This window comes from Bradyrhizobium sp. CCBAU 53338 (assembly GCF_015291665.1).
In the GTDB taxonomy this organism is placed as follows: domain Bacteria; phylum Pseudomonadota; class Alphaproteobacteria; order Rhizobiales; family Xanthobacteraceae; genus Bradyrhizobium.
Window position 1 is genome coordinate 1,383,857 of sequence record NZ_CP030048.1, and the last position, 12,802, is coordinate 1,396,658.

Annotated in this window: 10 protein-coding genes; 7 read left to right on the forward strand and 3 right to left on the reverse strand. The window is 64.4% G+C overall.

Going from position 1 to position 12,802, the window contains the following annotated elements; translation table 11 throughout:
- Positions 1–7 precede the first annotated feature (7 nt).
- From XH90_RS06690 to XH90_RS06700, 3 genes are read right to left on the reverse strand one after another with little or no spacing between them, the layout of a single operon-like run.
- On the reverse strand, positions 8–802 hold the full coding sequence (locus tag XH90_RS06690) for an IclR family transcriptional regulator (RefSeq protein ID WP_194479794.1): 795 nt from the start codon (positions 800–802) through the stop codon (positions 8–10).
- A 20-nt stretch (positions 803–822) separates the two neighbouring features.
- Positions 823–2,556 (reverse strand): FAD-dependent oxidoreductase, encoded by a 1,734-nt coding sequence (locus XH90_RS06695; protein ID WP_194479795.1) that lies wholly within the window; start codon positions 2,554–2,556, stop codon positions 823–825.
- Between the two features lie 8 nt (positions 2,557–2,564).
- On the reverse strand, positions 2,565–3,779 hold the full coding sequence (locus tag XH90_RS06700) for an ABC transporter substrate-binding protein (RefSeq protein ID WP_194479796.1): 1,215 nt from the start codon (positions 3,777–3,779) through the stop codon (positions 2,565–2,567).
- Positions 3,780–4,013: 234 nt separating this feature from the next.
- Here XH90_RS06700 and XH90_RS06705 point away from each other — a divergent pair, with 234 nt between their 5' ends.
- The 7 genes from XH90_RS06705 to XH90_RS06735 all read left to right on the forward strand — a co-directional run bounded on the left by XH90_RS06705 (position 4,014) and on the right by XH90_RS06735 (position 12,798).
- A complete protein-coding gene (locus XH90_RS06705; protein ID WP_194479797.1) occupies positions 4,014–5,315 on the forward strand; it encodes an MFS transporter in 1,302 nt (433 codons plus the stop codon).
- Positions 5,316–5,577: 262 nt separating this feature from the next.
- On the forward strand, positions 5,578–6,939 hold the full coding sequence (locus XH90_RS06710) for a PotD/PotF family extracellular solute-binding protein (protein ID WP_194479798.1): 1,362 nt from the start codon (positions 5,578–5,580) through the stop codon (positions 6,937–6,939).
- Positions 6,940–7,020: 81 nt separating this feature from the next.
- On the forward strand, positions 7,021–7,899 hold the full coding sequence (locus XH90_RS06715) for an ABC transporter permease (RefSeq protein ID WP_194479799.1): 879 nt from the start codon (positions 7,021–7,023) through the stop codon (positions 7,897–7,899).
- Positions 7,896–8,792, forward strand: a complete 897-nt coding sequence (locus XH90_RS06720; RefSeq protein WP_194479800.1) for an ABC transporter permease — start codon at positions 7,896–7,898, stop codon at positions 8,790–8,792. The genes XH90_RS06715 and XH90_RS06720 overlap by 4 nt, the downstream gene beginning before the upstream one ends.
- Positions 8,789–9,895 carry an ABC transporter ATP-binding protein gene (locus XH90_RS06725; RefSeq protein WP_194479801.1) on the forward strand — a complete coding sequence of 369 codons (1,107 nt, stop codon included), beginning with the start codon at positions 8,789–8,791 and terminating at the stop codon, positions 9,893–9,895. Before XH90_RS06720 ends, XH90_RS06725 begins: the two co-directional genes overlap by 4 nt.
- A gap of 21 nt (positions 9,896–9,916) precedes the next feature.
- Positions 9,917–10,408, forward strand: coding sequence for a (2Fe-2S)-binding protein (locus XH90_RS06730; RefSeq protein WP_194479802.1), 492 nt, complete (start codon positions 9,917–9,919; stop codon positions 10,406–10,408).
- A gap of 2 nt (positions 10,409–10,410) precedes the next feature.
- The gene (locus tag XH90_RS06735; protein ID WP_194479803.1) at positions 10,411–12,798 is read left to right on the forward strand and encodes a xanthine dehydrogenase family protein molybdopterin-binding subunit; all 2,388 of its coding nucleotides are present in this window, start codon (positions 10,411–10,413) and stop codon (positions 12,796–12,798) included.
- Positions 12,799–12,802 lie beyond the last annotated feature (4 nt).

Here is a 12,802-nt window from a genome sequence, read left to right on the forward strand (position 1 = left end):
GGCTCGTTCACTCCGCCGCCGCCGTCATCCCGTAGCCAAGTCGCTTCGAGATCCCGCCCGCGCAATCGCGCAGGGCGTGAGCGATCGGGCTGTCCCAGCGCGCATCAAAAGTGCCTTCCGGACCCATCGCGGTGATGACAAGCGCGACATGTCCTGAATGATCGAACACTGGCGCCGAGAATGCATTGACGCCGGGCAGGGGATCGCCGAGGGCGCGGGCAAGGCCGTGCTTGCGGACCTCCGCCAGCATTTCTGCGACCTTGGCGCCTTTCACCGCCCGCTTCGGATTGTAGCCGACGCCCTGGCGATCGAGCCCGCTTTCAAGTGCGGCATTGATCGTCTTCTCCGGCAGGAAGGCCGCGAAGGCGCGGCCCGTGGCGGTCTCCAGCAGCGCCATCACCGAGCCGGCGCGCATCACGATGTGGACGGGCTGGCCGGGCTCCTCGAGCTGCACCACGGTCGGACCATGCGTGCCCCAGACCGCGAGCGAGACGGCGTGGCCGATCTGGCTTGCCAGCGCTGCGATCTTCGGCTGCGCGATGCGCACGCCGGAGAGGCGGCGCAGGCTGATCAGGCCGAGCTCGAGCGCCAGCGCGCCGATCTCGTAGCGGCCGGTGGTCTCGTCCTGCTCGATCAGGCCAATGCGGGAGAAGCTGGCGAGATAAGGATGCGCCTTGGCCGGCGTCATCCCGGCTTCGCGGGCGAGATCGCGCAGCATCATCGGCTCGCCGCTTCTGGCGAGCGCGCGGAGCAATTCTCCGCCGACCTCGATCGACTGGATGCCGCGGCTTTCTCTCTTCATGCGCCTCCGATGCGATTCGCCTACGCCGCGTTGCGCTTCGCGGCGCTGTCGGCGAGATGTCGTCCGGCAATGTAGCCGAAGGTCAGCGCCGGCCCAAGCGTGATGCCGGCGCCGGGATAGTTGCCGCCCATGATGCTCGCCATGTCGTTGCCGGCGGCATAGAGCCCGGGAATCACCCGTCCTTCCGCGTCCAGCGCCCGCGCGTTCTCGTCGGTGACGATGCCGGCATAGGTGCCGAGATCGCCGACCACCATCTTGATGGCATAGAACGGGCCGTTCTCGATCGGCGCGATGCAAGGGTTCGGGCCGTGCATGGCGTCACCCTGGTAGCGGTTATAGGCTTTTGAGCCTTTGCCGAAGGTGGCGTCGTGCCCCAGCGGCGCGGTCGTGTTGAACTGCTTGACGGTATCCGTGAATGCCTTCGCATCGATGCCGGCTTTCGCCGCCAGCGCCTCCAGCGTGTCGCCGCGCATGAGGTAGCCGGTCGCGAGGTGATGACCCAGCGGCATCGGGAACGGCGGCACGCAGCCGAGGCCGTATTTCCGCAGCGTCTTGTGATCGCAGACGAGATAGGCTGCGATCTCCTCGCTCGGTTGTGCAGCCTTGATCATGGCCTGGACGAAGTCGTGATAGGAGTTGCCCTCGTTGGCAAAGCGCTTGCCGTCGCGCATCACTGCGATCACCCCGGGCTTGGCGCGGTCGATGAAATGCGGCATCACGCCCTTCGAGCCGTCCTTGCGTGTGGTCAGCGACACCGGCACCCACGCCGCCGCGTTCGGCAAGCGGTCCTCGACATGCCCGCCCGCGCTTTCGGCAAGACGCAGGCCGTCGCCGGTGTTGCCGAGGGGGCCGGGTGAATAGTGCTCATTGCCGGTCGGCGCGTGCGGGAACATCTTCTTGCGCCGCTCGACATCATGCGGGAAGCCGCCGCAGGCGAGCACGACGCCCGCGCGCGCACGGATGCGGACGTCGCGGCCCTCACGCGACACGATCGCACCGGTGACAGCGCCGTTCTCGACCGTCAGCTCGCTTACCGGCGAGGACAACCACATCGGGATCTTCAGATCCTGCGCGGATTTGGCGAGACGCCCCGCCAGCGCATTGCCGTTGGTCAGGGTCATGCCGCGGCCGTAGCGCAGCACATCCATCAGGTGCCGCGACAGGCGCTTGGCGACGTACACCGCCGAGGTCAGCGACTTCGTCACCCGCATGAAATGGATGATCTCCTTGCCGCTTCCCAGCATCATGCCGAACACGGTGAGCTCGGGCAGCGGCATGCCGAGCGTCTTGATGAGGTCGCCGAGTTCGCGGCCGTCGAACGGGCGTGTCACCATCGAGCGGCCGCCCTGCGCGCCGCCGGGTGCCTCGGCGTGATAGTCCGGGAAGACCAGCGGCATGTCGAAGCGCAGCGCGGTTTTGCCGGTGAAGAAGTCGACGGCCTCGGGGCCGGCACTGAGGAACGCATCGACCCGCGCCGCGTCAAAATTGTTGCCGGCCTCGTGGTGCAGATAGGTGCGCGCCTGCTCCGGCGTCTCCGCGATGCCGTACGCCCTCGCCAGCGACGTCCCGGGGATCCACAGCCAGCCGCCGGAGCGGGCGGTGGTGCCGCCGAAGCGCGGCTCCTTCTCGATGATCAGCACGTCGAGGCCGCGGTGCCGCGCCGTGATCGCCGCCGACATGCCGGAGCATCCCGATCCGGCCACGAGCACATCGCACTCGTAGGTTTCGCTCGCGTTGCGCTCGTTGCCGGCCATGCCTCACCTCACTTCTTCAACAGCGGACATTTGGACTCGGAGACCGGACGGAAGGCGTCCTCGCCCTTCACGGTCTTGATGATCTCCAGATAGTCCCAGGGCTCCTTCGACTGCTCCGGCGACTTCACCCTGGCCAGGTACATGTCGCGGATGACGCGGCCGTCCTCACGGAGCTTGCCGCCGTGGACGAAGGTATCCTCGATCGGCAGTTCGCGCATCTTCGCCATCACCTTGGCCGGATCGTCGGTGCCCGCGGCCTTGATGGCCTTGAGATAATGCAGCACCGAGCCGTAGACGCCGGTGTGGATCATGGTCGGCATCACATTGGTGCGGGCGAAGAATTTCCTGGACCAGGCGCGCGTCTGCTCGTCCGTGTTCCAGTACGACGCGGTCGTCATGTAGGTGCCCTGTGCCGACTTCAGCCCGATCGCATGCACGTCGGTGTCGAACATCAGGAGGCCGACGAGCTTCTGGCCGCCCTGCACGAGGCCGAACTCGCCCGATTGCTTGATGGCGTTGTCGGTGTCCTGGCCGGCATTGGCGAAGGCGACGACGTCGGCCTTCGAGCTTTGCGCCTGCAGCGCGAAGGAGGAGAAGTCCGCGGTGTTGGTCGGATGCTTCACGCCGCCGAGCACCTTGCCGCCCATCTCGTTGATGAAGCGCGTCGCGTCCTTCTCGAGCTGCTGGCCGAAGGCATAGTCCGCGGTGATGAAGTACCAGGATTTTCCGCCCTCCTTGATCACGGCGGAGGCCGTCACCTTGGACAGCGCGTAGGTGTCGTAGGTGAAGTGCACGGTGTTAGGGCTGCACAGCTCGTCGGTCAGCGAGCTCGCGCCGGGGCCGGAGAGCAGGGCGATCTTGTTGCGCTCGCGCACCATGTTGTGCACGGCGATCGCGATGCCGGAATTGGGGATATCGGCGACCGCGTCGACCTTGCCGTTGTCGAACCAGCCGCGCACGATGTTGACGCCGACGTCGGTCTTCATCTGGTGATCGGCGCTGATGATCTCGATCGGCTTGCCGAGCACGGTTGGCCCGAACTCCTCCACCGCCATCCTGGCCGCCTCGACCGAACCCGGCCCCGAGTTGTCGCGGCCCCAGCTCGACAGATCCGTCAGCACGCCGATCCGCACCACGTCGTCGGAGACTTGCGCGCTGGCGACCGTGGTCGTGGCAGCAGAAATCATGGCAGCGAGCATGGCGCAGGCCAAAAGCCCTCTCATCGAAGTTTCCTCTCTTTCATGGGCCGCTTGGCGCGGCCGGATGTTTCGGCAAAGTTAGATATTAGCAAATAAGTTTGTCAATAGCGAATAAGAGGCGCTTCGCCCGGACGACGGTGAGGTGGCGGCGGTGCGAACATCACGCGTCGTGATCACGGTCGCATACAATGCTCCTCCAGGTTGCAACCCCAGCAGCGATTGGCCATGATGCCCTGTGGAATCGTGGGGCGGATGGCAATGACTGTTGCAACGGGGGTCTCCGGCGAAGCGGAGCGGTCGACGACGGCGCATGTGGTGTGGGCAAGTGCGCTCGGCACCGCGATCGAGTGGTACGACTTCCTGATCTACGGCACCGCCGCCGCACTCGTGCTCAACAAGCTGTTCTTCCCCAGCTTCGATCCCTTCCTCGGCACGCTGGCGGCGTTCTCGACCTATGCGGTCGGATTCGTGGCGCGGCCGATCGGCGGCGCCATCATCGGGCATTACGGCGACCGGCTCGGACGCAAGACAATGCTGGTCGCGACCATGATCGCGATGGGGCTCGGCACGTTCCTGATCGGCTGCCTGCCGACCTACAGCCAGATCGGCGTCTGGGCGCCGATCCTGCTCGTCATCCTGCGCTTCATCCAGGGGATCGGGCTCGGCGGCGAGTGGAGCGGTGCGGTCGTCATGGTGGTCGAGCATGCCGGCAACCGCCGCGGCTTCTACGGCAGCCTGGTGCAAATAGGCTTTCCCGTCGGCGTCGCGGCGTCCACCGGCATCTTCGGACTGATGACGCAACTGCCTGAAGCGGATTTCCTGAGCTGGGGCTGGCGTGTGCCGTTCCTGATCAGCATTTTGCTGGTCGGCATCGGCTTCATCGTACGGCTGAGGCTCGCCGAGACACCGCACTTCAAGGAAGTGGTCGAGCGCAAGGAGGTGCTGGCGCAGCCGGTCTGGGAAGTGCTGCGGCGTGACTGGCGCAGCTTTCTGCTGGCGATCGGCATCACGGTGTCCGAGGTCGGGCTCGCCTATCTCCTCACCGTGTTCGTCGTGGTTTATGCCACGGCAAAGCTCGGCGTCCCGCGCCAGGTGATCCTGAATGCCGTCGTCTATGCGGCAATCGTCGAGTTCGCGACGCTGCCGCTTGCCGGCTGGCTCTCCGATATCTTCGGTCGCAAGGCGCTCTATCTCGCCGGCGCCGTGTTCACGGTGGCGCTGGCGTTTCCGCTGTTCTGGTTCCTGAACACAAAGGAGCCGGTACTGATCACGCTGGCACTCGTCGTCACGATGACGCTGACGCATGCGCTGCTGTTCGGACCGAAGGCCGCGTTCATGCCGGAGCTGTTTCGCACCCAGGTGCGCTACAGCGGCGCCTCGTTAGGGGCAAATGTCGCAGCCGCGCTGAGCGGCGGCTTCTCGCCGCTGATCGCAACCGCGCTGCTGGCCTGGGCCGGCTCCTACTGGCCGGTGTCGCTCTACATCATCGCGCTCTCGATCGTCACGATCATCGCGACGCTGATGACGCCGGAGACGGCGCGCGACACGCTCAAGTCCTGAGGCAATTCGTCATCATCTCTGCTGCTCGAACGGGCCGGCGAGGCCCGTTGCCAAGCCTTGCATGCACGGCCTGACGCCTTCTTATGCGTGCCTGCCGAAAGCCGATGCAGCGGCCTGATCCATTAGCCGCGTTTATGCAGCGGATTTTTACTTCCAATTTTACTTCGCAAAATCTCGGCCATAGCCTCACGCGCAACTGATCACCAAGCAGCCGATCAATGGCGATCGGTACGCGCGTTCATCGTAACCAACGAGGGTTGCCATGTCTGATGAGACCAAGGGGACGTCCGCTTCCGATCCGGCGGGACTGGAAGCCAAGGCGAACGTCAAGTCGTCCAAAAAGCTGAGCCGGCGCACACTCTTGAAGGGTGCGGCGGCCGTTGCGGGCGCGGCCGCAGGTTCGGATGCGATTCGCGGATTCCCGACCATCTGGGCGCAGGAGATCAAGGATATCGAGTTGCGCCATGTCGGTGTGTCGTATTCCGTGGTGAAGGCGATCGGCGACCAGGCGGCCAAGGATCTTGGCTTCAAGGTGACGATGCAAAACCTCGACACGTCGGCTGCCATCAACCGCTTCATAAGCCAGCCTAATACGGTCGATATCGCCGACCTCGAGGGCTGGCAGGCCAAGCTCGCCGCCAAGCGCAGCGTGATCCAGGGTATCGAGGTCAAGAAGATCAAGGAGTTCGACAACATTCTGCCGATCTTCACCAAGGGCGAGATCGATGGTCACAAGATCCCGCGCCAGGGCATCTCGCCCTATGAAGCCATGTACATCGCCAAGCCTGACTCCACCGATCTCCACGACGGCGTCACGGAATGGGCGACCTTGCTGCCGCAGGTCTACAACGCCGACTCCATCGGCTATCGCCCTGATCTCGTCGGCCACGAAGTGACCGAATGGAAGGATCTGATCGATCCAAAATTCAAGGGCAAAGCCGCGATCCTCGACGTGCCTGCAATCGGCATCATGGATGCCGCGCTCTGCTTCGAAAGTGCCGGACTGATCAAGTACGGCAACAAGGGCAACATGACCAAGGAGGAGATCGACTTCACCTGCAACAAGCTGATCGAGCTGAAGAAGGAAGGCCAGTTTCGCGCGACTTGGACCACCTTCGACCAGTCGGTGCAGCTGATGGCCGCGGGCGAAGTGGTGATCCAGTCGATGTGGTCGCCGGCGGTTGCCGCGGTGCGCGTCAAGGAAATTCCCTGCGTCTACGCGCCCGTCAACATCAAGAACGGCAAGGAAGGCTATCGCGGCTGGTGCAACGGCATGGGCCTGATGAAGCATCTCTGCGGCAAGAAGCTCGATGCCGCCTACGAATATCTCAACTGGTACCTCTCGGGTTGGCAGGGCGGCTTCGTCGCGCGCTACGGCTACTACAGCCCGGTGCCCTCGACCGCGAAGAAATTCCTGACGCCCGCCGAATGGGCGTTCTGGTACGAGGGCCAGCCCGCACCCGAAGTCGTCAACGATCCTTACGGCGTGCCGATGGAAAAGGCCGGCACCAGGCGCGACGGCGGCTCGTTCCTCGAACGCGTCAAGAACATCTCGTGCTGGAACACGCTGATGGACGAGGCCGCCTACATGAACAAGCGCTGGAACGACTTCAAGGTGGCCTGAAATCTGCTTTCCCTGACGTCAAGAAGCACCGGCGCCGCCACGCGCCGGTGCGACAAGATCGGCTCCGAGGCGTTTGCTGATATGCAGCCAAGCTCAAGTCCCTCACGTTCGAACCTCGCCGGCTGGCTCTATGTCTCGCCGCTCGTGCTCGTGCTCGTGCCGTTCTTCGTGGCGCCGATCCTGGTGGTGCTGGCCGCGAGCGTCTTCGCCACCGACGGCTTTGGCGGGCTGACACCGGGCTTCACGCTCGCAAGCTATATCGAGGTGCTGCATTCCGCACTGACGCTGAAGCTGTATCTGGCGACCATCAAGTTCACCGTGCTGACCTGGATCTTCACGCTGATCATCGGCTTCTTCGTCGCCTATTTCCTGGTGTTCCACGTCCGTAACCAGTTGCTCGCGATCGGCCTGTTCCTGTTGTGCACCGTGCCGTTCTGGACCTCGAACATCATCCGGATGATTTCCTGGATTCCGCTGCTCGGCAAGGAAGGCCTGATCAACCAGGTGCTGCTGGCGATGGGCGTGATCCGTCAGCCGCTGGAAGTGCTGCTGTTCTCCGACCTCGCTGTCGTCATCGCCTACGTTCACCAGCTCACGATCTTCATGATCGTGCCGATCTTCAATTCCATGGCGCGGATAGACAAGAAGCTGATCGAGGCGGCGATAGATGCCGGCGCCAGCCGCTTCGACATCATGCGCCTGATCGTGGTGCCCATGTCCAAGAGCGGCATCGCGCTCGGCACCATCTTCGTTGTCTCGATCGTGATGGGCGATTTCTTCGTGGTGAAGGTGATGTCCGGCGGCGGCTCGGCATCGGTGGTCAGCGCGTTCTACGAGGATGTCGGCGTGCTGCAATATCCGACCGCGGCCGCGAGCGCCGTGCTGCTGACGCTGGTGCTGGTCGCCGTCGTCTCGCTGATCCTGCGCACCGTCGATGTCAGGCAGGAGATTACGCGATGAGTGCGGTTCTCGCCGACATGCCCGAAACGGTCGCGCCTGCGACAACCAAGGCGATCGCGCCGAGCAAGGGCGGCCGGCCCTGGACGTTCTATGTGCTGGCGACGCTGTTTGCGGCCTACGTGATCGCGCTCTATGGTCCGATGTTCTGCATCTACGTCCTGTCGTTCCAGGACATTCGCGGCGGCCTCGTATTCCCGATGAAGGGGCATTCGCTGCACTGGTTCGTCGATCTCTTCACTCAAGTGCGGACCGGCGACGTCAAGGGCTCGTTCGACCGCTCGATCAAGCTGGCCTTTGTCGTCACCATCATCACCGTGGTGGTCTCGTTCCTCGCCGGCCTCGGTTTCCGCAAGCGCTTTCGCGGCGACTCGTTTGTTTTCTATATGATGATCGGCAGCCTGGTCGCCCCCGGCCTGGTGCTCGGTCTCGGCACGGGGCTCCTGTTTCAGGCGCTGGGGCTGAATGCGAGCTGGTACACCTCCGCGCTCGGTGCCCAGCTCTCCTGGACGCTGCCGTTCGGCGTGCTCGTGATGTTCGCGGTGATGTCGCGCTTCGACCATGTATGGGAAGAGGCAGCGTACGACCTCGGCGCCAGCCGCTGGCAGTCAATCCGGCTGGTGATGATCCCGGTGCTGGCGCCCGGCATGGTCGCGGTAGCGCTGTTCGGTTTCACGCTGTCCTATGACGAGTTTGCGCGCAGCCTGCAGACCGCAGGCTCGCTGAACACGCTGCCGCTGGAAATCTGGAGCATGACGCTGAACGTCACCTCGCCCTCGCTCTATGCGCTCGGCACGGTGACCACCATCGTCTCCTTCATCGTCATCGGCGCAAGCCTCGGCACCATCGTGCTGATCCAGAGAAAGCGCGGCAGCCAGGCCAAGGGTAAAGAATGAAGTACGATCGCGGCGATATCGAACTGGCGGGCGTCTGCAAGAGCTTCGACGGCGCGACTTACGTGGTTGACGGTGTCAACCTGAAGATCGCCGACGGCGCCTATTGCTGCTTCATAGGACCGTCCGGCTGCGGTAAGACCACGATCCTGCGCATGATCGCCGGCCATGAGGACCCGACCGCCGGCGAGATCGTGATCGGCGGCCAGAACGTCGTTGGGCTTGCGCCGGTGCAGCGCCGCACCGCGATGATGTTCCAGTCCTACGCGCTGTTCCCGCATCTGACCGTGCGCGAGAACATCGCCTTCGCCTTGCGCGTGCGCGGCCAGTCCAAGGCCGATCGTCTGCGCGCCGCCGACGCCATGATCGAGAAAGTGCGGCTGACGCAGTTCGCCGATCGCCTGCCGGCGCAGCTCTCCGGCGGCCAGCAGCAGCGGGTCGCGCTGGCGCGCGCCGCGATCACCGAGCCGCGCGTGCTGCTTCTCGACGAACCACTGTCCGCGCTCGACGAGCAGCTCCGCGTCCAGATGCGCCAGGAGCTGCGGCGGATGCAACAGGAGCTCGGCATCACCTTCATTCACGTCACCCACACCCAGCTCGAGGCCATCGCGCTCGCGGACCTCGTCGTCGTGATGGAGCAGGGCAGGATCAAGCAGGCGGGCGCCGCGCGCGACGTCTATGCCCACCCGCATGATCGCTACGTCGCCGAGTTCATGGGCGGTCAGAACGTGCTGTCCGGCCGGGTCGAGAAGGTCAACGGCGCCAGCTTCACGCTCGCGCAGGCAGCTCCTTCGGGCATCGAAGTGCCGCTTCAGGCTCGTGCAAACGTCAACGTCGGCGACCAGGTCGATATTGCCGTGCGGCGCGACGATGTCGCGCTTATCAGGCCGGGCAGGGATTTGCCACCCGGTTATACCACCTCGCTGCCGAGCCGGGTGCTTGCGATCGAATACCAGGGCTACTTCGTCAAGGTCATGCTCGACACCGTGCCGGATGACGAGTTCGTCGCCTACGTGCCGGAAAAGACCTTCTTCGCAGATCCCTTCACCGTCGGCGATGTCGTCATGGCCACATGGGCCGCCGGCAGCGCGTTGCCTCTCGCCTAAAGACCCGTTGCGCACAGGAGTATGACCGTGCAGATATCCTTCACACTCAACGGCCGGCCAACCACTGTCGACGTCGAGCCCGCAACGCTCGTCGCCGAGCTGCTGCGCGAGCAGCTCAATCTCACAGGCACGCATATTGGCTGCGACACCAGCCAGTGCGGCGCCTGCGTGGTGCATCTCGATGGCCTGCCCGTGAAAAGCTGCACGCTGCTGGCGCCCGCGCTCGACGGCGCGACGCTGCTCACCATCGAAGGTCTGCAAGGCGCGCCCGGCTCGAACCAGATGCATCCGATGCAGGAGGCGTTTCGCGAGCATCACGGCCTGCAATGCGGCTTCTGCACGCCCGGCATGCTGATGACCGCGGTGGCGCTCGCCACCGAGAAACCGGACCTGACCGAGGCCGATGTCCGCCACGGCCTCGAAGGCAACATCTGCCGCTGCACCGGCTATCAGAACATCGTCGTCTCGGTGATGGCCGGCGCCGCCGCCATGAACGCCGCCAAGGGAGAGTGACCATGGGCAATGTAATCGGCATCGGCGCCGCACCGAAGCGGAAGGAAGACCAGCGCTTCCTCACCGGCCGCGGCAATTACGTCTCCGATATCAAGCGCCCCGGCATGGCCGCCGGTGTGTTCGTGCGGTCGCCGCATGGGCACGCAGTGCTGCGCGGCATCGACAAGAGCGCGGCGCTGGACTCGCCCGGCGTGATCGCGGTCCTGACCGGTGACGACGTCAAGGCCGAGGGCCTGGGCTCGCTGCCCTGCGGCTGGGGTATCTCGGACGCCAAGGGCGTGCCGATGAAGGAGCCGCCGTTCCCGATGCTGGCACAGGACAAGGTGCGCTTCGTCGGCGACATGGTGGCGTTCGTCATTGCCGAGACGCCGGAGCAGGCGAACGCCGGCGCCGAACTGCTGAAGGTCGACTACGAGGTACTGCCCTCCGTGGTAGGCGTGCTCGAAGCAGTCAGGCCGGATGCGCCGCAGTTGTTCGACGACGTGCCGAATAATATCTGCTGCGACTGGGAGCTCGGTGACAAGGCCGCGGTCGAGACCGCGTTCCGCAAGGCCGCGCATGTCGCAAAGCTCAGTCTCGTCAACAATCGCCTGATCGGCAATCCCATGGAGCCGCGGGCGGCGATCGCGGAATACGAGCCCGGCACCGATCGCTTCACGCTGTGGACCACCAGCCAGTTTCCGCACGTCGTGCGCTTCCTGATGGGCGCGCTGGTGCTGAACATCCCGCAGCACAAGCTGCGCGTGGTTGCGCCAGATGTCGGCGGCGGTTTTGGCGTCAAGCAGTTCCACTATGGCGAGGAGGCCGTGATCACCTGGGCCGCCAAGCGCGTAAGGCGGCCGGTGAAATGGGTGGCGAGCCGCTCGGAAGGCTACGTTTCCGATCGCCACGGCCGCGATCACGTCACCGAGGCCGAACTGGCCCTGGATGAAAACGGAAAGTTTCTCGCCTTCCGCGTCAACACGCTCGCCAATATGGGCGGCTATCTCTCGACCTTCGGGCCGAACATCCCGACCAACCTCTATGGTCCGCTGCTTGGCGGCGTCTACACGACGCCGGCGATCTACTGCAACGTGAAGGTGGTCTTCACCAACACTGTCCCGGTCGACGCCTATCGCGGTGCCGGCCGACCCGAAGCGACCTTCGTGCTGGAGCGCATCGTCGATGTCGCGGCCGCCGAGATGGGAATCGATCGCGTCGAGATCCGCCGCCGCAACATGATCCCGAAGGAGGCCTACCCCTATCAGACCCCGGTTCTGGTGCAGTACGATTCCGGCGATCCCATGGGTTGCCTCGATGGCGCGCTGGTCGCTGCCGACGTCAAGAATTTCGGCGTGCGCAAAGCGGCCTCTTCCAGCAAGGGAAAATTCCGCGGGCTCGGCTACTCCACCTATGTCGAGGCTTGCGGCCTCGCGCCGTCGCGCTTTGCGGGGCGGCTCGGCGCGCGCGGTGGCCTCTATGAGAGTGCCACGGTGCGGGTGCATCCGACCGGCCAGGTGACGGTCATGATCGGTACGCACAATCACGGCCAGGGTCATGAGACGACGTTCGCGCAGATCGTCTCGGACAAGCTCGGCGTCGCCTTCGAGAATGTCGACATCGTGTTCGGCGATACCGACCGCGTGCAGTTCGGCATGGGCACCTATGGTTCGCGCTCCCTCGTGGTCGGTGGCGCTGCGCTGTCCAAGGCGACGGACAAGGTGATCGCCAAGGGCAAGAAGATCGCATCGCATCTGCTTGAAGCAGCCGAAGTCGATATCCAGTTCGAGAGCGGCAAATTCTCCGTCGCCGGTACCGACCGCACGAAGACCTTCGAGGAGATCGCGGGCGCGGCCTATGTCCCGCACAATTATCCGCTCGAAGTGCTGGAGCCCGGGCTGGAGGAGCAGGCCTATTATGACCCTGTCAATTTCACCTATCCCGGCGGCTGCCACATCGCCGAGGTCGAGGTTGACCCTGAAACGGGTACGGTGACGCTGGTCAATTACACCGCGGTCGACGACGTCGGCACGGTGATCAACCCGATGATCGTCGAGGGCCAGCTGCACGGCGGCATCGTGCAGGGCGTCGGCCAGGCGCTGTTCGAGAACGCGGTCTATGACGAAGGCTCCGGCCAACTGCTGTCGGGTTCGCTGATGGATTATTGCATGCCGCGCGCCGACCATCTGCCGATGATGAAGGTCGCGACGCATTCCACACTCTGCACGCACACGCCGATGGGCGTGAAGGGTTGCGGCGAAGTCGGAACCATCGGCTCGCCGGCGGCCGTCATCAATGCGGTCGTCGACGCGCTGTCGCATCTCGGCGTCACCCATGTCGACATGCCGGCGACGCCGAACCGGATCTGGCGCCTGCTGCAAAACGCGTCGCTGCCGGTGGCCGCGGAATAGGGAG